A 23087-nucleotide genomic window follows, 5' to 3' on the forward strand; every position below is an offset into this window, starting at 1 on the left:
GACCCGCCCTCGATTACACCTGGTGCAGGAGTGATGACAGTCACGGCCGAAGCAGGTTTGAGCCGAAAAAAGTTAGGTTAGGCTTACCTAAGTTTTTCACCGCCGGCCCTTTCCCGCACCGGATCGTCCCCACCGGAGGACCCCTACATGCGCTCGCACCTGCTCAACGACACCACCGCGGAGCACTACCGCCGCTCCGTGACCGAAGGAGTCGAGCGGGTGGCGGCCAAACTCGCCACCACCGACCGTCCGTTCACCGGCGTCACCGTCGACGCGCTCGCCCCCCGCATCGACGGCATCGACCTCGACCAGCCGCTCCACGACACCACCGCCGTGCTGGACGAACTGGAGGACGTCTACCTCCGGGACGCCGTCTACTTCCACCACCCCCGCTACCTCGCCCACCTCAACTGCCCGGTCGTCATCCCGGCCGTGCTCGGCGAGGCCGTGCTCTCCGCCGTCAACTCCTCCCTGGACACCTGGGACCAGTCGGCCGGCGGCACCCTCATCGAGCGGAAACTCATCGACTGGACGGCGGGCCGCATCGGCCTCGGCCCGGCCGCCGACGGCGTGTTCACCTCCGGCGGCACCCAGTCCAACCTCCAGGCACTGCTGCTGGCCCGCGAGGAGGCGAAGCCGGGGCGGGACGGGTGGCAAGGGGGAGCCGACCTGACGAAACTGCGCGTCTTCGCCTCCGAGGTCAGCCACTTCAGCGTGCAGAAGTCCGCGAAACTGCTCGGCCTCGGCCAGGACGCCGTGGTGGTCGTCCCCGTCGACCACGACAAGCGCCTGCAGACCGTCGCCCTCGCCCACGAGCTGGAGCGCTGCGCCGAGGCCGGCCTGATCCCCATGGCCGTCGTCGCCACCGCCGGCACCACCGACTTCGGCTCCATCGACCCGCTGCCCGAGATCGCCGAGCTGTGCGAGCGGTACGGCGCCTGGATGCACGTCGACGCCGCCTACGGATGCGGCCTGCTCGCCTCGCTGAAGTACCGCGGCCGCATCGACGGCATCGAGCGCGCCGACTCCGTCACCGTCGACTACCACAAGTCCTTCTTCCAGCCGGTCAGTTCGTCGGCCGTGCTGGTCCGGGACGCGGCCACGCTGCGGCACGCCACCTACCACGCCGAGTACCTCAACCCGCGCCGCACGGTGCAGGAACGCATCCCCAACCAGGTGGACAAGTCCCTGCAGACCACCCGCCGCTTCGACGCGCTCAAGCTGTGGATGACGCTGCGCGTGATGGGCGCCGACGGCATCGGGCAGCTCTTCGACGAGGTGTGCGACCTGGCCGCCGAGGGCTGGAGACTGCTGGCCGCCGACCCCCGCTTCGACGTCGTGGTCGAGCCGAGCCTGTCCACCCTGGTCTTCCGCTACGTCCCGGCCGCCGTCACCGACCCCGCCGAGATCGACCGGGCCAACCTCTACGCGCGCAAGGCCCTGTTCGCCTCCGGTGACGCGGTGGTCGCGGGCACCAAGGTGGCGGGACGCCACTACCTGAAGTTCACCCTGCTCAACCCCGAGACCACCACGTCCGACATCGCCGCCGTCCTCGATCTGATCGCCGGCCACGCCGAGCAGTACCTGGGAGAGTCCCTTGACCGCGCTTCCTGACCCGACGGGCACCACGCACCCGGCCTACGACTTCGTGGGGATCGGACTGGGCCCCTTCAACCTCGGCCTCGCCTGCCTCACCGAGCCCATCGCCGAACTGAACGGCGTCTTCCTGGAGTCCAAGCCGGACTTCGAGTGGCACTCCGGGATGTTCCTCGACGGCGCCCACCTCCAGACCCCGTTCATGTCGGACCTGGTCACCCTGGCCGACCCGACGTCCCCGTACTCCTTCCTCAACTACCTGAAGGAGAAGGGGCGGCTGTACTCGTTCTACATACGCGAGAACTTCTACCCGCTGCGGGTCGAGTACGACGACTACTGCCGCTGGGCCGCCGCCCGGCTCAGCAGCATCCGCTTCGGCACCACGGTCACCGAGGTGACGTACGACGAGGGCGACGGGCTGTACGCCGTGGCGACGGCGGCCGGCGAGACGTACCGCGCCCGGCACCTGGTGCTCGGCACCGGGACCGTGCCGTTCGTCCCGGAACCCTGCCGCGGCCTCGACGGCGACCTCTTCCACAACGCGCACTACGTGCACCGCAAGGCGGAGCTGCTGGAGAAGGAATCGGTCACGATCGTCGGCAGCGGGCAGAGCGCCGCCGAGATCTACTACGAACTGCTCTCCGGGATCGACGTCCACGGCTACCAGCTCAACTGGGTCACCCGCTCCCCGCGGTTCTTCCCGCTGGAGTACACCAAGCTGACCCTGGAGATGACCTCCCCGGACTACATCGACTACTTCCGCGCGCTGCCCGAGGAGACCCGCTACCGGCTGGAGAAGCAGCAGAAGGGCCTGTTCAAGGGCATCAACTCGGAACTGATCGACGCCATCTTCGACCTGCTGTACCAGAAGAACGTCGAGAGCGGCGACCGGCCGCTCCCCACCCGGCTGCTCACCAACTCCTCGCTCACCACCGCCCGGTACGAGGACGGCGGCTACACGCTCGGCTTCCACCAGGACGAGCAGGACAAGGACTTCGAGATCCGCACCGAGGGCCTGGTGCTGGCCACCGGCTACCACTACGAGCCGCCGGCCTTCCTCGACCCGGTGCGCGACCGGCTCCGCTTCGACGGCCACGGTCGCTTCGACGTGAGCCGCGACTACGCCGTCGACGTCACCGGCCGCGGCGTCTTCCTGCAGAACGCCGGCGTCCACACGCACAGCGTCACCAGCCCCGACCTGGGCATGGGCCCGTACCGGAACGCGACCATCATCCGCGAGCTGCTGGGCGCCGAGTACTACCCGGTCGAGAAGACCATCGCGTTCCAGGAGTTCGCCGTATGAGCATCGGCAGGTTCACCTTCCGTCCCCTGGACCCGCTGCGGGACGCCGAGCTGCTGCACCGCTGGGTCACCGACCCCAAGGCGGCCTTCTGGATGATGCAGGACGCGGCGCTCCAGGACGTCGAGCGCGAGTACATGCGCATCGCCGCCCATGAGCACCACCACGCCCACCTGGGCCTGCACGACGGCGAACCGGCCTTCCTGATGGAGAAGTACGACCCCCGGTACGTCGAGCTCGTCGGCCTGTACGACCCCGAGCCCGGCGACGTCGGCATGCACTTCCTGGTCGCCCCCACCGACCGGCCCGTCCACGGCTTCACCCGGGCCGTCATCACCGCCGTGATGGAGGAGTTGTTCGCCGACCCGCAAACCCGGCGGGTCGTGGTCGAGCCGGACGTGTCCAACAAGGCCGTGCACGCCCTGAACGAGGCCGTGGGCTTCGTCCCCGAGCGTGAGATCGACAAGCCGGAGAAGCGCGCGCTGCTGAGCTTCTGCACGCGCGAACAGTTCGAGGCCGCACGAGGAGCATCCGTATGACCCCGTCCGACGCCGTGGCGCACCTGTCCCCCCACCGCTGGGCACGGGCCAACCGCCTGCTGATCCGCAAGGCGCTCGCCGAGTTCGCGCACGAGCGGCTCGTCACCCCGGAGGCCACCGGCGACGGCGGGTACGTCGTCCGCAGCGACGACGGCCTGACCCGGTACGCCTTCACGGCCACGCGCCGCGCGCTGGACCACTGGCAGGTCGACGCCGACTCGATCACCCGCCACCGCGACGGCGCCGAACTCGAGCTCGCGGCCCTGGACTTCTTCATCGAGCTGCAGAAGTCCCTGGGCCTGAGCGAGGAGATCCTGCCGGTGTACCTGGAGGAGATCTCCTCCACCCTCTCCGGCACCTGCTACAAGCTCACCAAACCGCAGGTCCCGGTCGCCGAGCTGGTCGACGCCGGCTTCCAGGCCATCGAGACCGGGATGACCGAGGGCCACCCCTGTTTCGTGGCCAACAACGGGCGGCTCGGCTTCGGCGTCCACGAGTACCTGTCGTACGCGCCGGAGGCCGCGAACCCGGTGAAGCTGGTGTGGCTGGCCGCGCACCGCTCGCGGGCCGCGTTCACGGCCGGGGCGGGGATCGAGTACGAGTCGTTCATCCGGCAGGAGCTGGGCGAGGAGACCGTCGAGGGCTTCCACGGCGTGCTGCGCGAGCGGGGCCTCGACCCCGACGACTACCTCCTCGTCCCCGTCCACCCCTGGCAGTGGTGGAACAAGCTGTCCGTCACCTTCGCCGCCGAGGTGGCGCGCGGACACCTGGTCTGCCTGGGCGAGGGCGACGACGAGTACCTGGCCCAGCAGTCCATCCGCACCTTCTTCAACACCTCGCACCCCGAGAAGCACTACGTGAAGACGGCCCTGTCCGTCCTCAACATGGGGTTCATGCGCGGGCTGTCCGCCGCCTACATGGAGGCGACCCCGGCGATCAACGACTGGCTGGCCCGGCTCGTCGACAGCGACCCGGTGCTGCGGGCCACGGGGCTGTCGGTCATCCGCGAGCGGGCCGCCGTGGGCTACCGGCACCTGGAGTACGAGCAGGCCACGGACCGCTCCTCGCCGTACCGGAAGATGCTGGCCGCGCTGTGGCGGGAGAGCCCGGTGCCGTCGCTGGAGGACGGCGAGTCGCTCGCCACGATGGCGTCGCTGGTCCACGTCGACCACGAGGGGAAGTCCTTCGCGGGCGCGCTGATCGAGCGCTCGGGGCTCGCTCCGGCCGAGTGGCTGCGGCACTACCTGCGGGCGTACTACGTCCCGCTGCTGCACAGCTTCTACGCCTACGACCTGGCGTACATGCCGCACGGCGAGAACGTCATCCTGGTGCTGGAGGACGGCGTGGTGAAGCGCGCGGTCTACAAGGACATCGCCGAGGAGATCGTGGTGATGGACCCGGACGCGGTGCTGCCGCCGGAGGTCTCCCGCATCCGGGTGGAGGTCCCGGACGACACGAAGCTGCTGTCGATCTTCACGGACGTCTTCGACTGCTTCTTCCGCTTCCTCGCGGCGAACCTCGCCGAGGAGGGCGTCCTGGACGAGGACGGCTTCTGGGGCACGGTCGCCCGGATCACCCGCGAGTACCAGGCGTCGGTGCCCGAACTGGCCGACAGGTTCGCCCGGTACGACATGTTCGCCCCCGAGTTCGCCCTGTCCTGCCTCAACCGCCTCCAGTTGCGCAACAACAAGCAGATGGTGGACCTCACGGACCCGTCCGGCGCGCTCCAGCTGGTGGGCACCCTGAGGAACCCGCTCGCGGGGTTCTGACCCACGAACGGACGGGCGCCCCGGAGTACGGTCCTCCGGGGCGCCCGTCGGCATGGGAGCCGGGTGGACCCCGGTGCCCCGCAAGGGGCGCCGAACCAGCCCGGACCGCCCTCCCGCGGATCCGGTGGAACAATCCCCCCCATGGCGGAAATCATCCAGAAGGACGGCACCTGGACCTTCGACGGGGACACCCTGCGGCTGACCCCCGGACGGGACAAGAGCGTCGGACTGCTCCGCAGGACCCTGGGCGAACTGGTGCTGCCGCTGCGGGCGTTGGCGGGCATATCGCTGGAGCAGGGCAAGCGGGCCGGACGGCTCAGACTGCGGCTGCGCGACGGCGCGGACCCCCTGCTGCACGCGACCGGCGGCCGGCTCGCCGAGCCGCACGACCCCTACCGGCTGATCGTCGAATCCGACCGCTACGGCGTCGCCGAGTACTTCACGCAGGAGGTCCGCACCGCCCTGCTGCTGGACCAGGTTCCCGCCGACCCGGTCACCGAGTACCTGCTGCCCGGCCCGTCCGTGCCGCTGTCCGTCTCCGCCGGGGACGGCACGGTCGGCTTCGACGGCGAGCGCGTCCGACTGGAGTGGAACTGGAAGACGGAGGACGCCAAGGCCGCCGCCGGCGCCCGCACCCTCGCGCTGGCGGACCTGACCGGCGTGGAGTGGCAGCCGGCCGTCGGTCTGGAGAACGGCTACCTCCGCTTCCTCGTGCGGCACTCCCCCGCCAAGGCGCCCGCCAAGTACGACCCCCACGCCGTGGAGCTGTGGGGCTTCAAGAAGGACCCGCTGATGGCGCTCGTCGCCGCCGCCGTCCAGGCCCGCCTGCCGCACCCGGCCGCTCCCGCCGACGAGCGCCCGCGGGAGCCGGGGACCGCGCCGCCGCAGACGGCCCCCGCCGCGGCCGAGGACGACCACGACGCCCTGCTGCGCCGGCTGCGGGAGCTGGGCGAGCTGCACCGGTCCGGGGTGCTGACGGACGAGGAGTTCACCCTCGCCAAACAGGCGATCCTCAAGCGCATGTAGGCCGATCCCGGACCTGTCCCGTGAGTCCTGCCCGAAATCGGGCAGGTTTCTTGCGAAACCGCCACCGGTACCTCAGGATCATCGAGTGCACGACGAACTTGTTGATCATCTGACGCGGTCCACGCCCCTCAGCCGGGGCGAGGCGCTGCGGGTGGTCCAGGACGTGCTCGCCTACTTCGACGAGACGACCGAGGAGTACGTCCGTCGCCGCCACCGCGAGCTCCAGGCCCAGGGCCTGGTGAACGCGACGATCTTCGAGCGGATCGAGGCGGACCTCAGATACCGAGCGGTGGCACCGCCCGAGCTCTCGCTCCGGCAGCTGCGCCGCATCGTCTACGGCTAGGAACTACGCATATGTGCGGAATCGTCGGATACATCGGCAGGCGTGAGGTCGCTCCCCTGCTGCTGGAGGGCCTGCAGCGCCTGGAGTACCGCGGCTACGACTCGGCGGGCATCGCCGTCACGTCCCCGAAGGCGTCCGGCCTGAAGACGGTCAAGGCCAAGGGCCGGGTGCGCGACCTGGAGGCCAAGGTCCCGGCGCGCTTCAAGGGCACCACCGGCATCGCCCACACCCGCTGGGCCACCCACGGCGCCCCCTCCGACGTGAACGCCCACCCGCACCTGGACGCCGAGGGCAAGGTCGCCGTCGTCCACAACGGCATCATCGACAACGCCTCCGACCTGCGCCGCAAGCTGGAGGCGGACGGCGTCGAGTTCCTCTCCGAGACGGACACCGAGGTCCTCACCCACCTGATCGCCCGCTCGACGGCCGAGAAGCTGGAGGACAAGGTCCGCGAGACCGTGCGCCTCATCGAGGGCACGTACGGCATCGCCGTGCTGCACGCCGACTTCCCGGACCGCATCGTGGTGGCCCGCAACGGCTCGCCGGTCGTGCTCGGCATCGGCGAGAAGGAGATGTTCGTCGCCTCCGACATCGCCGCGCTGGTCGCCCACACCCGCCAGATCGTCACGCTGGACGACGGCGAGATGGCGACGCTGAAGGCCGACGACTTCCGGACCTACACCACCGAGGGCACCCGTACGACCGCCGAGCCGACCACCGTGGAGTGGGAGGCGGCCTCGTACGACATGGGCGGCCACGACACCTACATGCACAAGGAGATCCACGAGCAGGCCGAGGCCGTGGACCGCGTGCTGCGCGGCCGGATCGACGACCGCTTCTCCACCGTGCACCTGGGCGGCCTCAACCTGGACGCCCGTGAGGCGCGCCGGATCCGCCGCGTGAAGATCCTGGGCTGCGGCACCTCTTACCACGCCGGCATGATCGGCGCGCAGATGATCGAGGAGCTGGCCCGGATCCCCGCCGACGCCGAGCCGGCCTCCGAGTTCCGCTACCGCAACGCGGTCGTGGACCCCGACACCCTGTACGTCGCGGTCTCGCAGTCCGGCGAGACCTACGACGTGCTGGCGGCCGTGCAGGAGCTGAAGCGCAAGGGCGCGCGGGTGCTGGGCGTGGTCAACGTCGTCGGCTCCGCGATCGCCCGCGAGGCGGACGGCGGCGTCTACGTGCACGCCGGGCCCGAGGTCTGCGTGGTGTCCACCAAGTGCTTCACCAACACCACGGTCGCCTTCGCCCTGCTCGCCCTGCACCTGGGCCGTACCCGTGACCTGTCGGTGCGCGACGGCAAGCGGATCATCGAGGGCCTGCGCCGGCTCCCCGCCCAGATCGCCGAGATCATGGAGCAGGAGGAGGAGATCAGGAAGCTGGCCCTGGAGTACGCCGAGGCCCGCTCGATGCTCTTCATCGGCCGCGTCCGGGGCTACCCGGTGGCCCGTGAGGCCTCCCTGAAGCTCAAGGAGGTCTCCTACATCCACGCCGAGGCGTACCCGGCCTCCGAGCTCAAGCACGGCCCGCTGGCCCTGATCGAGCCGGCCCTCCCCACGGTCGCGATCGTCCCCGACGACGACCTGCTGGAGAAGAACCGCGCGGCCATGGAGGAGATCAAGGCCCGCAGCGGCCGGATCCTCGCCGTCGCCCACCAGGACCAGGAGAAGGCCGACCACACGATCCTCGTCCCCAAGAACGAGGACGAACTCGACCCCATCCTCATGGGCATCCCCCTCCAACTCCTCGCCTACCACACCGCCCTGGCCCTCGGCCGGGACATCGACAAGCCCAGGAACCTGGCGAAGTCGGTCACGGTCGAGTAGGCCGCCCGGGGCCGCGGAGCCGTACCGGCATGCGGCTTTGCCGTGCGGGCGCGATCGACCCCCACGCGCCCGCACGGGCCGGATCACGGAACGGGCCCCCGGTGTCGCCACTCAACACCGGGGGCCCGCGAGCGACTTACGGAATGACGACGACCGGCCGCTGCGCCCGCTTCGCCAGCCTCCCGGCGACGGACCCGAAGATCCGCCCCGCGAGGCCGTGGGTGGAACCCACGACGATCGCGTCGGCGGCGTACTCCCGCCCCACCTCTTCGAGCTCGTGGCAGATGTCCCCGCCGCGCTCGACAAGGATCCACGGCACCTCGGTCAGATAGTCCGCACAGGCGAGCTCGAGTCCGAGCACCTCCGTGCGGTGGTCGGGCACGTCCACGAAGACCGGCGGTTCGCAGCCCGCCCAGACCGTGGTGGGCAGCCGGTTGGCGACGTGGACGATGATCAGGCCCGAGCCGAAACGCCGCGCCATGCCGATGGCATACGCGAGGGCCCGTTCACTGGAGGTGGAGCCGTCGAAGCCGACGACGACACCGTGCCGGAACGCGGGGTCGCAGGGATGGCGCGACTCCTCCGCCGCCAGGGGTTCGGCCGCCGTGGGATCGGCGACCGGCCGCTTGCGGTCCGCGGGTTCGAAGAATTCGTGACCGGCCATGGCTGTCTCGGGGGTGTGATCCTTTGCGAGGACGACAGTGTGCGGCGGAGCTGTGTCCGGGAAGTGCCTTCCCGACCCCATACCCTCAAGGGTACGGCGGCACGCCTCCTGAGCCCAGGTCCCGCGCGTACCGGCAGGCGGGTTCACCGGAGCATGCACGAGGGCCCGCCCGTCACGCAATGGTTGCTGTCCCGTACAAGTGGTTTGCACGGGGTTCACCCGCCGGTGGGAGCGAGCCGCCACGAGGGGTCCGCCGCGGGTCCCGCGGCGGACCGACGGGCCGGCCGCGCGCCGGGCCCCGTGAGCCGTGCCGCAGGGCACTTCGCGCCCGCCGCCGTCCGAGGGGCCGGAGCCCTCGCGGGGCCGGCGCGGGCGGGCCGGGACCGGGGTGCGGCGGCAACGGTGCGCGGTGGCGGGGAGACACCGGTCAACTGACCGGTTTCCGCGCCCCCGCCCGTATCTTTTCAGCCAACTTCCGGCTGGTGTGCGTCCTCCGCCGCAGCCACCCCCCAACCCCCGTTCGACCTGCACGAAAAGGGTCCGACGGGCCCCGCGCACCCTACGTGGATTGGCCACTGCGACAAGGCGCACTTCCCCGCACGGCCCACGAGTGCAACGCTTCGTGATCGAATGCTTCACGCCAAGTTGCCAAGTCGACAATGCACCGGTGGCGAACCGGCCATCGGCGCGCGACGGGACGCAGTAGATTCGATCTTGATGTCTTACGGCGGGGGACTCGTGCAGGACCGAGGGGAAACGTGCAGGAGCGACACAACCGAGGAGCCGCGACCACCGAGGGGGGCTTAGCAGTATGAGCCACGACTCCACTGCCACGCCGGAGACGACGGCCCGGAAACTCTCCGGGCGCCGCCGCAAGGAGATCGTCGCGGTGCTGCTGTTCAGCGGCGGCCCCATCTTCGAGAGTTCCATACCGCTGTCGGTGTTCGGGGTTGACCGCCAGGACGCCGGCGTACCGCGCTACCGCTTGCTCGTCTGCGGGGGCGAGGAGGGCCCGCTGCGGACCACGGGGGGCCTGGAGCTCACCGCGCCGCATGGCCTGGAGGCGATATCCCGGGCGGGCACCGTCGTGGTGCCGGCCTGGCGTTCGATCACCTCGCCGCCACCGGAGGAGGCCCTGGACGCACTGCGCCGGGCCCATGAGGAGGGTGCCCGCATCGTCGGGCTGTGCACCGGCGCCTTCGTCCTCGCGGCGGCGGGCCTGCTGGACGGCCGGCCCGCGACCACGCACTGGATGTACGCGCCGACGCTGGCGAAACGCTATCCGTCGGTGCACGTCGATCCACGGGAGCTCTTCGTGGACGACGGCGACGTGCTGACCTCCGCGGGCACGGCGGCCGGAATCGATCTGTGCCTGCACATCGTGCGCACGGACCACGGCAACGAGGCGGCCGGCGCGCTGGCCCGCCGCCTGGTGGTGCCGCCGCGCCGCAGCGGGGGCCAGGAACGCTACCTGGACAGGTCTTTACCGGAGGAGATCGGCGCCGACCCGCTCGCCGAGGTCGTCGCCTGGGCGCTGGAGCACCTCCACGAACAGTTCGACGTGGAGACGCTGGCGGCGCGCGCGTACATGAGCCGTCGTACGTTCGACCGCCGCTTCCGCTCGCTGACCGGCAGCGCGCCGCTGCAGTGGCTGATCACGCAGCGGGTGCTCCAGGCGCAGCGCCTGCTGGAGACGTCGGACTACTCGGTGGACGAGGTCGCCGGCCGCTGCGGCTTCCGCTCCCCGGTCGCGCTGCGCGGCCACTTCCGGCGCCAGCTGGGGTCGTCCCCGGCCGCCTACCGGGCCGCGTACCGCGCGCGGCGCCCGCAGGCCGACCGGAGCCAGGACGCCGAGGGCGCCCCGGGCACCGCGGCTTCCTTCCCGCCGGGTCAGCCGGGTCACGCGGGGCCCCAGGCGCCGCCCGCCCTGCACCCGGACAGCCCGCTCCCGCACCAGTCCCGCCGCACGGCGGCGGCCGGCGCCGCGGGCCCGTCCGTGACGGCCTCGGCCTTCCCGGGCCAGCGCAGCGCGCCCTGAGCCGACGGCGGCCCCGGACGGGCCGGAGGCCGCGGCCTCCGGCCCGTCCGGGGCCGGAGCGGGGCCCTGGGGGCGGCGCCCCCGTGACGTTCACACCGGTGCCGGGACCTCGCGCTCCGCCGCCCGGTCCCGCACGGCGCGGCGCCCCCGTAAGGTGAGACACATGAACGATCGCATGGTGTGGATCGACTGCGAGATGACCGGCCTCTCGCTGTCGGACGACGCGCTCATCGAGGTGGCCGCCCTCGTCACCGACTCCGAACTGAACGTGCTCGGCGAGGGCGTGGACATCGTCATCCGCCCGCCGGCGCGGGCCCTGGAGACGATGCCGGAGGTGGTGCGGGAGATGCACACCGCGTCCGGACTGCTCGCCGAGCTGGAGGGCGGCACGACGCTCGAGGAGGCCGAGCGGCAGGTCCTCGACTATGTGAGGGAGCACGTCAAGGAGCCCGGCAAGGCGCCCCTGTGCGGCAACTCCGTCGGCACCGACCGCGGGTTCCTGCTGCGGGACATGCCGGCCCTGGAGGACTACCTCCACTACCGCATCGTGGACGTGTCCAGCATCAAGGAGCTGGCCCGTCGCTGGTACCCGAGGGCGTACTACAACAGCCCCGAGAAGAACGGCAACCACCGCGCCCTCGCCGACATCCGCGAGTCCATCGCGGAGCTGCGCTACTACCGCGAGGCCGTCTTCGTACCGCAGCCCGGACCCGACTCGGACGCCGCGAAGAAGATCGCCGCGAAGCACGTCCTGCCTGCTCAGTAGGCGGATCGGGGGGTCGTCGGGGGCCGCCGCGGAAAGCGTGCGCGAGCACCCCTTCGGACCCTGTACACTTTTTCTCGGCCGGTCGGAGAAGTCACTGACCTCGACCGACAAGGCCATGGTGGGTGTAGCTCAGCTGGTAGAGCACCTGGTTGTGGTCCAGGATGCCGCGGGTTCGAGTCCCGTCACTCACCCTCACCGGTCAGCCGGTGACCTCGGTACCGAGGTCACCGGCTGTACTCGTTCCCGCCACCGGGACGTCAGCGGGCCGCCCTACGGTCGTCGACGGACGGGCGCAGGGCCTGTTCGCCGACACAAGGGGAGAGCACGTGGGCGACGGTGTGCAGTGGATGGTCGGCACGGTGACGAGTTCCGGGTGGATGTTCGACGTCCACTTCGCGCGCGGCATCGACGCCGAGGAGCTGGCGGTCCGCATGGGGGCGCGGCGCGGATCGGCCGCCGGGCCGATGACCGACGCCGAGATGGAGGAGCTCGACGTCGACGGCTATCCCCAGCGCGGGCCGGGCAGCGCCGTGGTCCGCGTCGGCGAGCACGCGGGCTGGGCGTTCGCCGTCCTCTACGGTTCCTACCACGACCGGCTGGAGGAGGTCTCCCGCGACGGCGTGGAGGCCGTCCACTACCACTACAACTCGGAACACCCTCCCACCACCGTCCTGTACGCGCACGACGGCCGCACCGTCTGCGGGTACGGGCTGTGCGAGGAGCGGATCCGCTGGGGCGAGGAACGCGATCTGTTCCTGCCGGACCTGGTGGCCGCCGGAATCCTGCACCCCGACGGGGACACCTACCGCGACACCGGCGACCACGACTACGCCGAACGCGAGCGCCTCGGCCTGGCCGTCTTCGAGAAGCGCCTCGGCCTCTCCCTCCCCCGTACCGTGCTCGCCGGGGACCGCCTCCCCGTGTACGCGGTCGCGGGTTCGCCGGCGGACGACTTCGAGGAGATCAGCGCGTGGGCCGGGGCCAACGGAAGGCCTGTGCCGGACCGGCGTCTGGGCCTGGTCCCGGCCCGCCTGCGCAACGACTACGAGCGGGCCACCGACCCCCAGTGGTGGAAGCGCGGGGCGCAGTACCGCGTCGCCGCCCCCACCTTGCACGCCGAGGCGGTCCTGAAGGACCCGGGCCCCGGCACGGAGCACTGAGGCGTCAGGACGAGGCGCGGCCCACCAGCTCGGTGGCCAGCACCATCTGGCGCCGCCCCAGTTCCCGGGAGACCGAAGGACGGCGGTCGGCGACCTCGGCGAGGAGGAGGTCGATCATCGCGCGCCCCATCTCCTCTATCGGCTGGCGCACGCTGGTCAGCGGCGGGTCCATGTGGCGGGCGATGACGGAGTCGTCGTAGCCGACCAGGGCCACGTCGTCGGGGATGCGGCGGCCCGCGTCGCGCAGCGCGTGCCGGGCGCCGGCCGCGGTGACGTCCGAGGCGGCGAAGACGGCGTCCAGGTCGGGGCGGCGCTCCAGCAGGGCCGCCATCGCGCGACGGCCGCCGTCCTCGGAGAAGTCGCCCTGTTCGACCAGCAGGTCGTCCACCTCGTGGCCCGCGTCGCGCAGGGCGTCGCGGTAGCCGTCGACGCGCCGCTGGGCGCCGTACACGTCGAGGCGGCCGGTGATGTGGGCGATGGTGCGCCGGCCCCGGCCGATGAGGTGTTCGACGGCCTGGCGGGCGCCGCCGTAGTTGTCGGAGTCCACGGAGGCGAGCGTCTCGGCGGCCGAGCGGGGGCCGCTGATCACGGCCGGGATCTCCAGCTGGGACAGCATGTCGGGCAGCGGGTCGTCGGCGTGCACCGAGACCAGCAGCACCCCGTCCACCCGGTGGGCGGCGAGGTACTCGGCGAGCCGCTGCCGTTCCCGGTCGCTGCCCGCGAAGATCAGCAGCAGCTGCATCTGGGTGTCGGAGAGCGCCGCGCCGACGCCCCGGAGCATGTCGGAGAAGTACGGCTCGGCGAAGAACCGGGTCTCCGGCTCGGGCACGACGAGGGCTATGGCGTCGGTGCGGTTGGCGGCCAGGGCGCGGGCGGCCGTGTTCGGGACGTAACCGAGCTCGGCGACCGCGGCCTCCACGGCGGCGCGGGTGGCGTCGCTCACCCGGGGCGAACCGTTGATCACCCGGGAGACCGTGCCGCGGCCGACACCGGCGCGCGCGGCCACCTCTTCGAGGGTGGGCCGACCGCCGCTCCGGCCCCGCGCTCCGTGGCTTGCCATCGGCTCCGCCTTCCGTCGTGTGTCACGCTGGCCTGGAATGTAACAGTCCCGCCGGTGACGGCGGCCACCGCCGGGAGGGCGGTGTACGGACTGCGGACTTCCGGGGGCGGATCTTCGACGTCAAGTTAACAGGCAGATAACTGAAGGCACTTTGCCTCGTCTGTTCCCTTGACACCCCCGCCCGGACCCGCGACTCTTCAACACATCACTTGTGGGAGCGCTCCCACAGTACCTGACACATACACAACCCGCACGTTCCCCGCCCGAGCCGCAACGCGCAAGATACGGGTCCAACAAAGCCGTTGGCCGGGGGGTCGGCACGTCAGGGCAACAGGAGGACGCAATGCGAGCACGTACCCTCCCCCTCTCCCGTCAGCGGTCGGGCGGGGGGAAGCCCATCGCCCGCAAGGCACTGGCCATCGCGGCCGTGGTGTCGCTGGGCACCGGGCTGCTGGCCGGCTGTGCCGACGACGGCAGTGACGGCGGTTCCGGGTCCTCGTCCGACAGCGAGGGCAAGACCAAGATCACGCTTGGTCTGTTCGGCACCATGGGCTTCAAGGAAGCCGGCCTCTACGACGAGTACGAGAAGCTGAACCCGGACATCAAGATCGAGCAGAACGTCATCGAGCGGAACGAGAACTACTACCCTCCGCTGCTCAACCACCTCACCACCAACAGCGGTCTGATGGACATCCAGGCCATCGAGATCGCCAACATCGCCGAGATCGTCGACACCCAGGCGGACAAGTTCGCGGACATGTCCAAGGCCGAGGGCGTGGACAAGAACAACTGGCTCAGCTGGAAGTGGCAGCAGGCCACCACCAAGGACGGCCAGACCGTGGCTCTCGGCACCGACATCGGCCCGATGGCGATCTGTTACCGCAAGGACCTCTTCGAGAAGGCCGGCCTGCCGACCGACCGCGAGGAGGTCGGCAAGCTGTGGGCCGGTGACTGGAACAAGTTCATCGAGACCGGTGAGAAGTACAAGGAGAAGGCCGGCAAGGAGACCTTCTTCATGGACTCCCCCGGCGGCCTGCTCAACGCCGTCCTCAGCAGCGAGAAGGAGAAGTTCTACAACGCCTCCGGCGAGGTCATCTACAAGACCAACCCGGCCGTCAAGAACGCCTTCGACCTGACCGCCGAGGCCGCCGAGAAGGGCCTGGTCCAGTCGCAGACGCAGTTCCAGCCGGCCTGGGACACGACGATCGCCAACAGCAAGTTCGCCACCGTCGCCTGCCCGCCGTGGATGCTCGGCACCATCAAGGGCAAGTCGCAGCCGGACGCCGCCGGCAAGTGGGACGTGGCCGTGGCTCCCAAGTCCGGCAACTGGGGCGGCTCCTTCCTCGGCGTGCCGAAGAGCGGCAAGAACGTCGAGGAGGCGCAGAAGCTGGTGGCCTGGCTGACCGCCCCCGAGCAGCAGACGAAGCTGTTCAAGGTGCAGGGCAGCTTCCCGAGCACCCCGGGCGCGTACGACAGCCCCGAGGTGACCGGCGCGAAGAACGAGATGACCGGTGACTCCCCGATCGGCCAGATCTTCTCCGAGGCCGCCAAGCAGATCCCGGACCAGGTCATCGGCCCGAAGGACCAGATCATCCAGCAGGGTCTGACGGACAACGGCGTCATCCTGGTGACCAAGGGCAAGTCCGCCAAGGAGGCCTGGGAGACGGCCACCAAGACCATCGACAACAGCCTGGACAAGTGACTCGCATGGCCACCCGCCACGACACCGCCGCGCTCCCCGTCAAGGGGGGCGCGGCCCCGGGCCGTCCGCCCGGGAGCTCCGCACCCGCGGACAAGGAACAGCGACGCCGGGCCAAGCTGTCCCGGCGCTGGCAGCGCGACATGCGCTGGAGCCCGTACGCCTTCGTCTCGCCGTTCTTCCTGCTGTTCCTCGCCTTCGGCCTGTTCCCGCTGATCTACACGGGCTGGGCCTCGCTGCACCAGGTGGAGCTGACCGCCCCGACCGACATGAGCTGGGTCGGGCTGAAGAACTACACCCGGATCTTCGACGACGAGTTCTTCTGGAACGCGGCGCAGAACACCCTGACCATCGGCATCATCGCGACCGTTCCGCAGCTGCTGATCGCGATGGGCATCGCCCACATCCTCAACTACAAGCTGCGGGCCTCGACCTTCTACCGGGTCGCGATGCTCGCGCCGTACGCCACCTCGATCGCCTCCGCCTCCCTGGTGTTCGTGCTGCTCTTCGGCTACGACTACGGCATGATCAACTGGGCGCTCGACTTCGTCGGGATCGACCCGGTCGACTGGCAGGGCGACAAGTGGCCCTCGCAGTTCGCCGTGTCGGCGATCATCATCTGGCGCTGGACCGGCTACAACGCGCTGATCTACCTGGCCGCGATGCAGGCGATCCCGCAGGACCTGTACGAGTCGGCGGCGCTGGACGGCGCCAGCCGCTGGAAGCAGTTCATCCACGTGACGCTGCCCTCGCTGCGTCCGACGATCCTGTTCACGGTGGTGGTCTCCACCATCGGCGCCAGCCAGGTCTTCGGAGAGCCGCTGCTGTTCGACGCCAACAAGGGCGCGTCCGGCGGCGCGGAGCACCAGTTCCAGACGCTCGGCCTGTACCTGTACGAGCAGGGCTGGGTGAACCAGCACCTGGGCCGCGCCTCGGCGATCGCCTGGACGATGTTCGCGATCCTGATCGTCATCGGCATCATCAACCAGCTCATCTCGCGCCGGCTGCGCGCCAGCAGTTAAGGAGTTGTGGCCGTGACGACGACTGTGACGCCCCCCGAGACCACCCCCGCCAAGGAGGCCAGGCGTCCGCGCCTGCCGAAGTCCGCGCGGGCCGGCGGAACGCTGCACGGCGGTCCGATCGCGTACGCGATCCTGATCGTGTTCACGATCGTGTCGCTGTTCCCGCTGGTGTGGACCGCGATCGCCGCCTCCCGGGACAACCAGCGGCTGGCGCAGAACCCGCCGCCGCTCTGGTTCGGTTCCAACCTGTTCAAGAACCTGGAGATCGCCTGGAAGGACGCCAACCTCGGCGAGGCCTTCCTCAACACCACGATCGTGGCGGGCATCTCGGCGGTGACCATCGTCGTGCTGTCGACGATCGCCGGGTTCGCCTTCGCCAAGCTGCGCTTCAAGGGCCGCAACGCGCTGATGCTGATCGTGATCGGCACGATGATGGTGCCGCCGCAGCTCAGCATCATCCCGCTGTACATGATGGTCGCCAAGCTCGACTGGTCCGACCAGCTGCAGGCGGTCATCTTCCCGTCGCTGGTGAGCGCGTTCGGCGTGTTCTTCATGCGGCAGTACCTGCTCCAGGCGCTGCCGGACGAGGTCATCGAGGCCGCCCGGGTGGACGGCGCGAGCAGCTGGCGCGTGGTGTGGCACGTGGTGTTCCCGGCCGCGCGGCCGGCGATGGCCGTGCTGGGCATGCTGATGTTCGTGCAGACCTGGAACGACTTCCTGTGGCCGTTCCTGGTGCTGACCCAGACCGGCAGCCCGACCGTGCAGGTGGCGGTCGCGGGCCTCGGCCGCGGGTACACCCCGGACCAGTCCCTGATCATGGCGGGTGCGCTGCTGGGTACGCTGCCCCTGCTGCTGGTCTTCGCGATCTTCGGCAAGCAGATCGTGGGCGGCATCATGCAGGGCGCCGTCAAGGGCTGACGCCCGCTTCGCCTTCGTACCCATGGGGGCCGGGTCACCGCCGCCTCGGCCCCTCCCCCCTCCTTTTCGTACTCGTCGGTCTTCCACGACCTCCTATGGGAGCGCTTCCATGTCTGACTCCACAACGCCGGCGACCCCGGTGACCTTTCCTCCCGCCTTCCTCTGGGGCGCCGCGACCTCCGCGTACCAGATCGAGGGGGCGGTGCGGGAGGACGGGCGTACGCCTTCCATCTGGGACACCTTCAGCCACACGCCGGGCAAGACGTTCGGCGGCGACACCGGTGACATCGCTGTCGACCACTACCACCGCTACCGCGACGACGTGGCGCTGATGGCGGACCTGAACCTGAACGCCTACCGCTTCTCCGTCTCCTGGTCGCGGGTGCAGCCGACCGGCCGCGGCCCCGCCGTGCAGCGCGGTCTGGACTTCTACCGCAAGCTGGTCGACGAGCTGCTGGCGAAGGGCATCAAGCCGGCCGTCACCCTCTACCACTGGGACCTGCCGCAGGAGCTGGAGGACGCGGGCGGCTGGCCGGAGCGCGACACCGCGTACCGCTTCGCGGAGTACGCGCAGATCGTCGGCGAGGCGCTCGGTGACCGCGTGGAGAACTGGATCACGCTCAACGAGCCCTGGTGCAGCGCCTTCCTGGGCTACGCCTCCGGGGTGCACGCCCCCGGCCGCACCGACCCGGTGGCCGCGCTGCGGGCCGCCCACCACCTGAACCTGGCGCACGGCCTGGGCGCCAAGGCGCTGCGCTCGGTGATGCCGGCCCGCAACTCGATCGCGATCAGCCTCAACTCCTCCGTGGTCCGGCCCCTCTCGCCGAGCGACCCGGCGGACGTGGCGGCGGCGCGCAAGATCGACGACCTGTCCAGCGGCATCTTCCACGGCCCGATCATGCACGGCGCCTACCCGGAGACGCTGCTGGAGGCGACCTCGTCGCTCACCGACTGGTCGTTCGTCCTCGACGGCGACCTGGACCTGATCCACCAGCCGCTGGACGCGCTCGGCCTCAACTACTACACGCCCACCCTGGTGTCGGCGGCGGACCCGGACGCGAAGGGCCCGCGGGCCGACGGTCACGGGGCGAGCGAGCACTCGCCGTGGCCCGCCGCGGAGGACGTCGCCTTCCACCAGTCGCCGGGCGAGCAGACCGAGATGGGCTGGTCCGTCGACCCGACGGGCCTGCACGAGCTGATCATGCGCTACAACCGCGAGGCGCCCGGACTGCCGATCTACATCACCGAGAACGGCGCGGCCTACGACGACAAGCCGGACGCCGACGGCACGGTGCACGACCCGGAGCGCGTCGCCTACCTGCACGGGCACCTCTCCGCGGTGCGGCGGGCCATCGCCGACGGCGCGGACGTGCGCGGCTACTTCCTGTGGTCCCTGCTGGACAACTTCGAGTGGGCGTACGGCTACGACAAGCGCTTCGGCGCGGTGTACGTCGACTACGTGACCCAGCAGCGGACCCCGAAGTCCAGTGCCCTGTGGTACGCGCAGGCCGCGAAGTCGGGGACGCTTCCGGAGCCGGAGCACATCTGACCGACTCCGGTTCCGGATGACGGGGGGCGGGGCGCGGCACTCCGGGGGGAGTGCCGTGCCCCGTTCTTCCACGAGCACCTCACCGGTAGGCGGCGAACGCCTTCGTGAAGGCGAACTCGTCCTGGAGGATCGAGCTGCAGGTGGGGTCGGCGGCCGGCTTGGCGCCGCCGGCGCACTGCTGGTCGCGGGCGCCGGACCACATGGACAGCCGGCCCAGCCCCCTGGACTCGGCGAAGTCCACCAGCTGGGTGGCGTCGTCGACCTGGAAGATCTCGGTGACGACGTCGTTGACGCCGATCATCGGGGTGACGGCGACCGTCTTCCAGGCGTCGGCGTCGCTCAGTGCGAGGACGCCCTTGAGCTGGGCCTGGGTGGCGGTGGCGGCCTGCTCGGCGTAGGTGCCCATGTCGCCGCTGTAGGCGGGGCCGTAGTCCATCGCCATGATGTTGACCGCGTCGATCCGTACGCCGTTCCTCCTCGCGTCGGCGAGGAGGTTCACGCCGTCCTGGGTGAGTCCCTCCGGCATCACCGGGAGGGTGAAGGAGACGTCCAGGTCCGGGTGGGCCTTCTGGAGCTTCGCGATCGCCTGGGCACGGCGGGTGTTGGCCGCCGCGTCGGGCAGGGCGCCGCCCTCGACGTCGAAGTCGACCTTGGTGAGGTCGTAGGCGTTCACGACCTTCTCGTACGCCGCGGCCAGCGCGTCCGCCGAGGCGCAGGTGGTGCCCAGTTCGGAGCCGGCCGCGCCGCCGAAGGAGACCCGGACGTCGCCGCCCTTCGCGCGCAGCGCGCCGATCTGCCCGGCCACCGCGTTGCCGCCGAGGCCGCTGACGCCGCCCCAGGCGGGGGTGCAGCCGCCGCCGTCGGTGATGAAGGCGAGGTTGTAGTCCTTCACACCGGTCGCCTCGGCGCTCGCGACCAGGTCGAAGGCGGGGAAGAGGGAGGTGTCGACGTAGGGCGCGAAACCGGCGGTGGCGCCCGTGCCGGTGCCGGTGTCCTCGGTGGGCTCGGCGGCCGGCTCCCCGGTGGGGGTCGGCCGGGTGGTGGGGGTGGGGGCGTCGGTGGGACGACCGCCGGGTCCGGGGGCGGGGGCGGTGTCCGTGCCGCACTCGGCGCCGTCGACCAGGCAGCCGGCCGGGTCTCCGGTGCCCTTGGCGACGAAGCCGACGGTGACGGACTCGCCGGCGGCCAGGCCGTCGGTGTCCCACTTCGCCGGCCGGACGGTGACGTGCCGGCCGCTGACGCCGGCCTCGGCGTTCCACAGCGAGCCGAGCTCGGTGCCGGCGGGCAGGTCGAACTCCAGCTTCCAGTCCTGGTTCCGTTCGCCGCCGTTGTTGGTCACCACGTACTGGGCGGTGTAGCCGGTCGACCACTCGCTGGTCCTGGTGTAGGCCGCGCCGACGCCGGCCGCCTGGGCGGTGCCGGTGAACAGGAACGCGCCGCCGCCGGCCACGGCCGCGGCGGTCATCGCGCCGATCGCCTTGTTCCTGCCGCTGATCCTGCGCCGGTGCGTGCTCATCGTGTGCCTGCCTTCGTCGCCGTTCGGGGGTGCGGCAGCACGCTAGCGAGCCGGATCCGGACGAATCTCCCGATCCGGGAGGCCGTTGAGGATCTTAGGGTGCGCTTAAGGAAGGGATCGGGACCGGTTAAAGGAGACGGCCGGCCGGCCCGGTCCACGACGGCGGCGCACGGTACCCCGGTGTCCGCGCCGCCGGGGCGCCCGTTCGCGTCCGTCGAGCTGGATCCAGATCCGCACCTCGGTCCCGCCGAGCACGGACGAGCCGATCCGCACGTCCCCGCCGGTCGCCTCGGCGAGCCGGCGCACGATGTCCAGGCCGAGCCCGGTGGAGCCGTCGCTGCCGGAGCCCCGGCCGCGGGCCATCGCCGCCTCGGGGTCGGGTATGCCGGGGCCCGCGTCGGAGACCAGCACGATCACCGCGTCGTCGCCGTTGTGCACGTCGACCGCGAACGCGGTGCCCTCGGGGGTGTGCCGGAAGACGTTGCCGAGCAGGGCGTCGAGGGCGGCGGCCAGGTCGGTGCGGGCCACGGGTACGCGCACCGGCCGGTCGGCGCCGGCCACCCGCCACTTGCGGCCCTCGTCCTCGGCGAGCGCCGACCAGAACGTCATCCGCTCCCGCACCACTTCGGCCGCGTCGCAGCCGGCGCCGGGGCCGAGGGCGGCCGTCTGCGGCTTGGCCTCCCGGGCGGTGCGGATGATGGTGTCCACCTCCCGCTCCAGCTGCTCGACCGCCGCCCGGGTCTGCTCGGCGGCCGGGCCCTCGCCGAGGGAGGCGGCGTTGAGCCGCAGCACCGTCAGCGGGGTGCGCAGCCGGTGGGACAGGTCGGCGGCCAGTTCCCGCTCGTTGGCGAGCAGTTGGACGACCTGGTCGGCCATGGAGTTGAACGCCACGGCCGCCAGCCGCAGTTCGGTAGGTCCCTCCTCGGGCACCCGGGCCCCCAGCTTCCCCTCGCCCAGCTCGTGCGCCCCCTCGACCAGTCGCCGCGCGGGTCGCACCATCCGTACGCCCAGCCGGTCGGCGACCGTGACCGAGCCGAGGATCAGGGCGGCTCCGACCGCGGCGAGCACCGCCCAGGCCGTGCCGACGCCGTTGGTGACCTCGGACTCGGGGACGAACACCTCGACGACGGCGATCTCGCCGCTGCTCAGCGCCACCGGCTGGAGCAGGGCCGAGCCGCCGGACACGGTGGAGGTGGAGGCGCGGCCCAGTCTCCGCACGGCCGCGATGTCCTCCTCGGCGGACCGTCGTCGCCCCATGCCGAGGGCTTCGCCGCCGTCGCCGGCCGGGATGTGCACGGCCATCGCGGCGTTCGAACCGGCGGAGGCGACGACGCGTTCGAGCTGGTCGCGGTCGGTGGTGATGGACAGCGCGGGGGCGACGGCCGCCGCCTCCCGCTCGGCGTTGGAAAAGGCGCGGTCGCGGGCCATCTCCCGGACCACCAGACCGAGCGGCACCGCGAAGGCGACCACGACCATCGCGGTCACCGCCAGCGACACCTTCACCAGGGCCCATCTCATCGCGGCGGCTCCGCTCCGGGCGCGTGCGCGGCCGGGGGCTCCAGCTTCACGCCGACGCCCCGCAGGGTGTGCAGGTAGCGGGGCCGGGCGGCGGTCTCCCCCAGTTTCCGGCGCAGCCAGGACAGATGGACGTCGATGGTCTGGTCGTCGCCGTAGGACTGCTGCCACACCTCGGCGAGCAGTTCCCTGCGGGGGACGACCACGCCGGGGCGCCCGGCGAGGAAGGCGAGCAGGTCGAACTCGCGGCGGGTCAGGTCGAGGCGCACGCCGTCCAGTTCGGCCTGGCGGCGCAGCGGGTCGACGGTCAGGCCGCCGACCCGGATGACCGGAGAGGGCGCCGCCTCCCCTCCGCCGGCCCGGGCCCGGCGCAGCACGGCCGCCATCCGGGCCGAGAGGTGCTCCACCGAGAAGGGTTTGGTCAGGTAGTCGTCCGCGCCGGCGTTCAACAGCCGTACGACCTCGGCCTCGTCGTCCCGGGCGGTGGCGACGATCACCGGTACGTCGGTGATGCCGCGCAGCATCTTCAGGGCCTCGGAGCCGTCGAGATCGGGCAGTCCGAGGTCCAGGACGACCACGTCGAAGCGGTGGTGGGCGACCTCGCGCAGCGCCTCCAGCGCCGTGCCCACGCTGCGCACGGTGTGCGAGGCGTCGGTGAGCTGCCGGATGAGCGCCGAGCGTACGAACTGGTCGTCCTCGACCACGAGAACACTTGCCATGGGCGGCACCGTACGCCATCCCGGACGGGCGGAGCGCGGGCCTGTGGACAACTCAGGAC

Annotated in this window: 19 protein-coding genes and 1 tRNA gene; 15 read left to right on the forward strand and 5 right to left on the reverse strand. The window is 71.0% G+C overall.

Annotated features, from left to right (window positions below; genetic code table 11):
* The first annotated feature begins 147 nt into the window (after positions 1 to 147).
* From desA to glmS, 7 genes are all read left to right on the forward strand, one after another.
* Entirely contained in the window at positions 148 to 1614 is a 1467-nt protein-coding gene (gene desA, locus ACZ8ZB_RS12490) for a lysine decarboxylase DesA (RefSeq protein WP_470737789.1), read from the forward strand.
* Complete coding sequence (locus ACZ8ZB_RS12495; protein WP_470737790.1) at positions 1598 to 2899, forward strand: lysine N(6)-hydroxylase/L-ornithine N(5)-oxygenase family protein; 1302 nt, start codon at positions 1598 to 1600, stop codon at positions 2897 to 2899. Before desA ends, ACZ8ZB_RS12495 begins: the two co-directional genes overlap by 17 nt.
* Complete coding sequence (locus tag ACZ8ZB_RS12500) at positions 2896 to 3435, forward strand: GNAT family N-acetyltransferase (protein WP_470737791.1); 540 nt, start codon at positions 2896 to 2898, stop codon at positions 3433 to 3435. Before ACZ8ZB_RS12495 ends, ACZ8ZB_RS12500 begins: the two co-directional genes overlap by 4 nt.
* Complete coding sequence (locus ACZ8ZB_RS12505; RefSeq protein ID WP_470737792.1) at positions 3432 to 5204, forward strand: IucA/IucC family protein; 1773 nt, start codon at positions 3432 to 3434, stop codon at positions 5202 to 5204. Before ACZ8ZB_RS12500 ends, ACZ8ZB_RS12505 begins: the two co-directional genes overlap by 4 nt.
* A 141-nt stretch (positions 5205 to 5345) precedes the next feature.
* Positions 5346 to 6230, forward strand: a complete 885-nt coding sequence (locus tag ACZ8ZB_RS12510) for a DUF4429 domain-containing protein (RefSeq protein WP_470737793.1) — start codon at positions 5346 to 5348, stop codon at positions 6228 to 6230.
* A gap of 85 nt (positions 6231 to 6315) precedes the next feature.
* Positions 6316 to 6573 (forward strand): hypothetical protein, encoded by a 258-nt coding sequence (locus ACZ8ZB_RS12515; protein WP_030217181.1) that lies wholly within the window; start codon positions 6316 to 6318, stop codon positions 6571 to 6573.
* An 11-nt stretch (positions 6574 to 6584) separates the two neighbouring features.
* Positions 6585 to 8402 carry a glutamine--fructose-6-phosphate transaminase (isomerizing) gene (gene glmS, locus ACZ8ZB_RS12520; protein WP_470737794.1) on the forward strand — a complete coding sequence of 606 codons (1818 nt, stop codon included), beginning with the start codon at positions 6585 to 6587 and terminating at the stop codon, positions 8400 to 8402.
* A gap of 136 nt (positions 8403 to 8538) precedes the next feature.
* Here the strand turns inward: glmS and ACZ8ZB_RS12525 are convergent, their stop codons facing one another.
* On the reverse strand, positions 8539 to 9066 hold the full coding sequence (locus tag ACZ8ZB_RS12525) for a universal stress protein (RefSeq protein ID WP_470737795.1): 528 nt from the start codon (positions 9064 to 9066) through the stop codon (positions 8539 to 8541).
* A gap of 811 nt (positions 9067 to 9877) precedes the next feature.
* On the opposite strand from ACZ8ZB_RS12525, the gene ACZ8ZB_RS12530 reads away from it, so the two are divergent.
* The 4 genes from ACZ8ZB_RS12530 (at position 9878) to ACZ8ZB_RS12545 (ending at position 13030) form a co-directional block, all read left to right on the forward strand.
* Complete coding sequence (locus tag ACZ8ZB_RS12530) at positions 9878 to 11104, forward strand: helix-turn-helix domain-containing protein (RefSeq protein ID WP_470737796.1); 1227 nt, start codon at positions 9878 to 9880, stop codon at positions 11102 to 11104.
* Between the two features lie 163 nt (positions 11105 to 11267).
* Positions 11268 to 11870: an oligoribonuclease gene (gene orn / locus ACZ8ZB_RS12535; RefSeq protein WP_470737797.1), complete on the forward strand. Its 603-nt coding sequence runs from the start codon at positions 11268 to 11270 to the stop codon at positions 11868 to 11870.
* 118 nt (positions 11871 to 11988) lie between these two features.
* Positions 11989 to 12061, forward strand: a tRNA-His gene (locus tag ACZ8ZB_RS12540).
* 135 nt (positions 12062 to 12196) lie between these two features.
* Positions 12197 to 13030, forward strand: coding sequence for a DUF6461 domain-containing protein (locus ACZ8ZB_RS12545; protein WP_470737798.1), 834 nt, complete (start codon positions 12197 to 12199; stop codon positions 13028 to 13030).
* A 4-nt stretch (positions 13031 to 13034) separates the two neighbouring features.
* Here the strand turns inward: ACZ8ZB_RS12545 and ACZ8ZB_RS12550 are convergent, their stop codons facing one another.
* The gene (locus tag ACZ8ZB_RS12550) at positions 13035 to 14090 is read right to left on the reverse strand and encodes a LacI family DNA-binding transcriptional regulator (RefSeq protein WP_470737799.1); all 1056 of its coding nucleotides are present in this window, start codon (positions 14088 to 14090) and stop codon (positions 13035 to 13037) included.
* A gap of 343 nt (positions 14091 to 14433) precedes the next feature.
* On the opposite strand from ACZ8ZB_RS12550, the gene ACZ8ZB_RS12555 reads away from it, so the two are divergent.
* The 4 genes from ACZ8ZB_RS12555 (at position 14434) to ACZ8ZB_RS12570 (ending at position 19278) form a co-directional block, all read left to right on the forward strand.
* On the forward strand, positions 14434 to 15792 hold the full coding sequence (locus tag ACZ8ZB_RS12555) for an ABC transporter substrate-binding protein (RefSeq protein ID WP_470737800.1): 1359 nt from the start codon (positions 14434 to 14436) through the stop codon (positions 15790 to 15792).
* Between the two features lie 5 nt (positions 15793 to 15797).
* Positions 15798 to 16811 (forward strand): carbohydrate ABC transporter permease, encoded by a 1014-nt coding sequence (locus ACZ8ZB_RS12560; protein WP_470741470.1) that lies wholly within the window; start codon positions 15798 to 15800, stop codon positions 16809 to 16811.
* A gap of 12 nt (positions 16812 to 16823) precedes the next feature.
* Positions 16824 to 17729, forward strand: a complete 906-nt coding sequence (locus tag ACZ8ZB_RS12565; protein ID WP_470737801.1) for a carbohydrate ABC transporter permease — start codon at positions 16824 to 16826, stop codon at positions 17727 to 17729.
* A gap of 109 nt (positions 17730 to 17838) precedes the next feature.
* On the forward strand, positions 17839 to 19278 hold the full coding sequence (locus ACZ8ZB_RS12570; RefSeq protein ID WP_470737802.1) for a GH1 family beta-glucosidase: 1440 nt from the start codon (positions 17839 to 17841) through the stop codon (positions 19276 to 19278).
* Between the two features lie 79 nt (positions 19279 to 19357).
* On the opposite strand, the gene ACZ8ZB_RS12575 is transcribed toward ACZ8ZB_RS12570, so the two are convergent.
* The 3 genes from ACZ8ZB_RS12575 to ACZ8ZB_RS12585 form a co-directional block, all read right to left on the reverse strand.
* Positions 19358 to 20794 carry a glycoside hydrolase family 18 protein gene (locus tag ACZ8ZB_RS12575; protein ID WP_470737803.1) on the reverse strand — a complete coding sequence of 479 codons (1437 nt, stop codon included), beginning with the start codon at positions 20792 to 20794 and terminating at the stop codon, positions 19358 to 19360.
* Between the two features lie 105 nt (positions 20795 to 20899).
* Complete coding sequence (locus tag ACZ8ZB_RS12580; RefSeq protein ID WP_470737804.1) at positions 20900 to 22312, reverse strand: sensor histidine kinase; 1413 nt, start codon at positions 22310 to 22312, stop codon at positions 20900 to 20902.
* Positions 22309 to 23028: a response regulator transcription factor gene (locus ACZ8ZB_RS12585; RefSeq protein WP_470737805.1), complete on the reverse strand. Its 720-nt coding sequence runs from the start codon at positions 23026 to 23028 to the stop codon at positions 22309 to 22311. Before ACZ8ZB_RS12585 ends, ACZ8ZB_RS12580 begins: the two co-directional genes overlap by 4 nt.
* Positions 23029 to 23087: the final 59 nt, after the last annotated feature.

The organism is Streptomyces sp. 12E, assembly GCF_055633275.1.

What these genes read in the sequence shown, in the direction of transcription:
- desA (WP_470737789.1), top strand. Translation starts at nt 148, where the DNA reads ATGCGCTCGCACCTGCTCAACGACACCACCGCGGAGCACTACCGCCGC.
- ACZ8ZB_RS12500 (WP_470737791.1), top strand. Translation starts at nt 2,896, where the DNA reads ATGAGCATCGGCAGGTTCACCTTCCGTCCCCTGGACCCGCTGCGGGAC.
- ACZ8ZB_RS12505 (WP_470737792.1), top strand. Translation starts at nt 3,432, where the DNA reads ATGACCCCGTCCGACGCCGTGGCGCACCTGTCCCCCCACCGCTGGGCA.
- ACZ8ZB_RS12510 (WP_470737793.1), top strand. Translation starts at nt 5,346, where the DNA reads ATGGCGGAAATCATCCAGAAGGACGGCACCTGGACCTTCGACGGGGAC.
- glmS (WP_470737794.1), top strand. Translation starts at nt 6,585, where the DNA reads ATGTGCGGAATCGTCGGATACATCGGCAGGCGTGAGGTCGCTCCCCTG.
- ACZ8ZB_RS12525 (WP_470737795.1), bottom strand. Translation starts at nt 9,066, where the DNA reads ATGGCCGGTCACGAATTCTTCGAACCCGCGGACCGCAAGCGGCCGGTC.
- ACZ8ZB_RS12530 (WP_470737796.1), top strand. Translation starts at nt 9,878, where the DNA reads ATGAGCCACGACTCCACTGCCACGCCGGAGACGACGGCCCGGAAACTC.
- orn (WP_470737797.1), top strand. Translation starts at nt 11,268, where the DNA reads ATGAACGATCGCATGGTGTGGATCGACTGCGAGATGACCGGCCTCTCG.
- ACZ8ZB_RS12550 (WP_470737799.1), bottom strand. Translation starts at nt 14,090, where the DNA reads ATGGCAAGCCACGGAGCGCGGGGCCGGAGCGGCGGTCGGCCCACCCTC.
- ACZ8ZB_RS12555 (WP_470737800.1), top strand. Translation starts at nt 14,434, where the DNA reads ATGCGAGCACGTACCCTCCCCCTCTCCCGTCAGCGGTCGGGCGGGGGG.
- ACZ8ZB_RS12560 (WP_470741470.1), top strand. Translation starts at nt 15,798, where the DNA reads ATGGCCACCCGCCACGACACCGCCGCGCTCCCCGTCAAGGGGGGCGCG.
- ACZ8ZB_RS12570 (WP_470737802.1), top strand. Translation starts at nt 17,839, where the DNA reads ATGTCTGACTCCACAACGCCGGCGACCCCGGTGACCTTTCCTCCCGCC.
- ACZ8ZB_RS12575 (WP_470737803.1), bottom strand. Translation starts at nt 20,794, where the DNA reads ATGAGCACGCACCGGCGCAGGATCAGCGGCAGGAACAAGGCGATCGGC.
- ACZ8ZB_RS12580 (WP_470737804.1), bottom strand. Translation starts at nt 22,312, where the DNA reads ATGAGATGGGCCCTGGTGAAGGTGTCGCTGGCGGTGACCGCGATGGTC.
- ACZ8ZB_RS12585 (WP_470737805.1), bottom strand. Translation starts at nt 23,028, where the DNA reads ATGGCAAGTGTTCTCGTGGTCGAGGACGACCAGTTCGTACGCTCGGCG.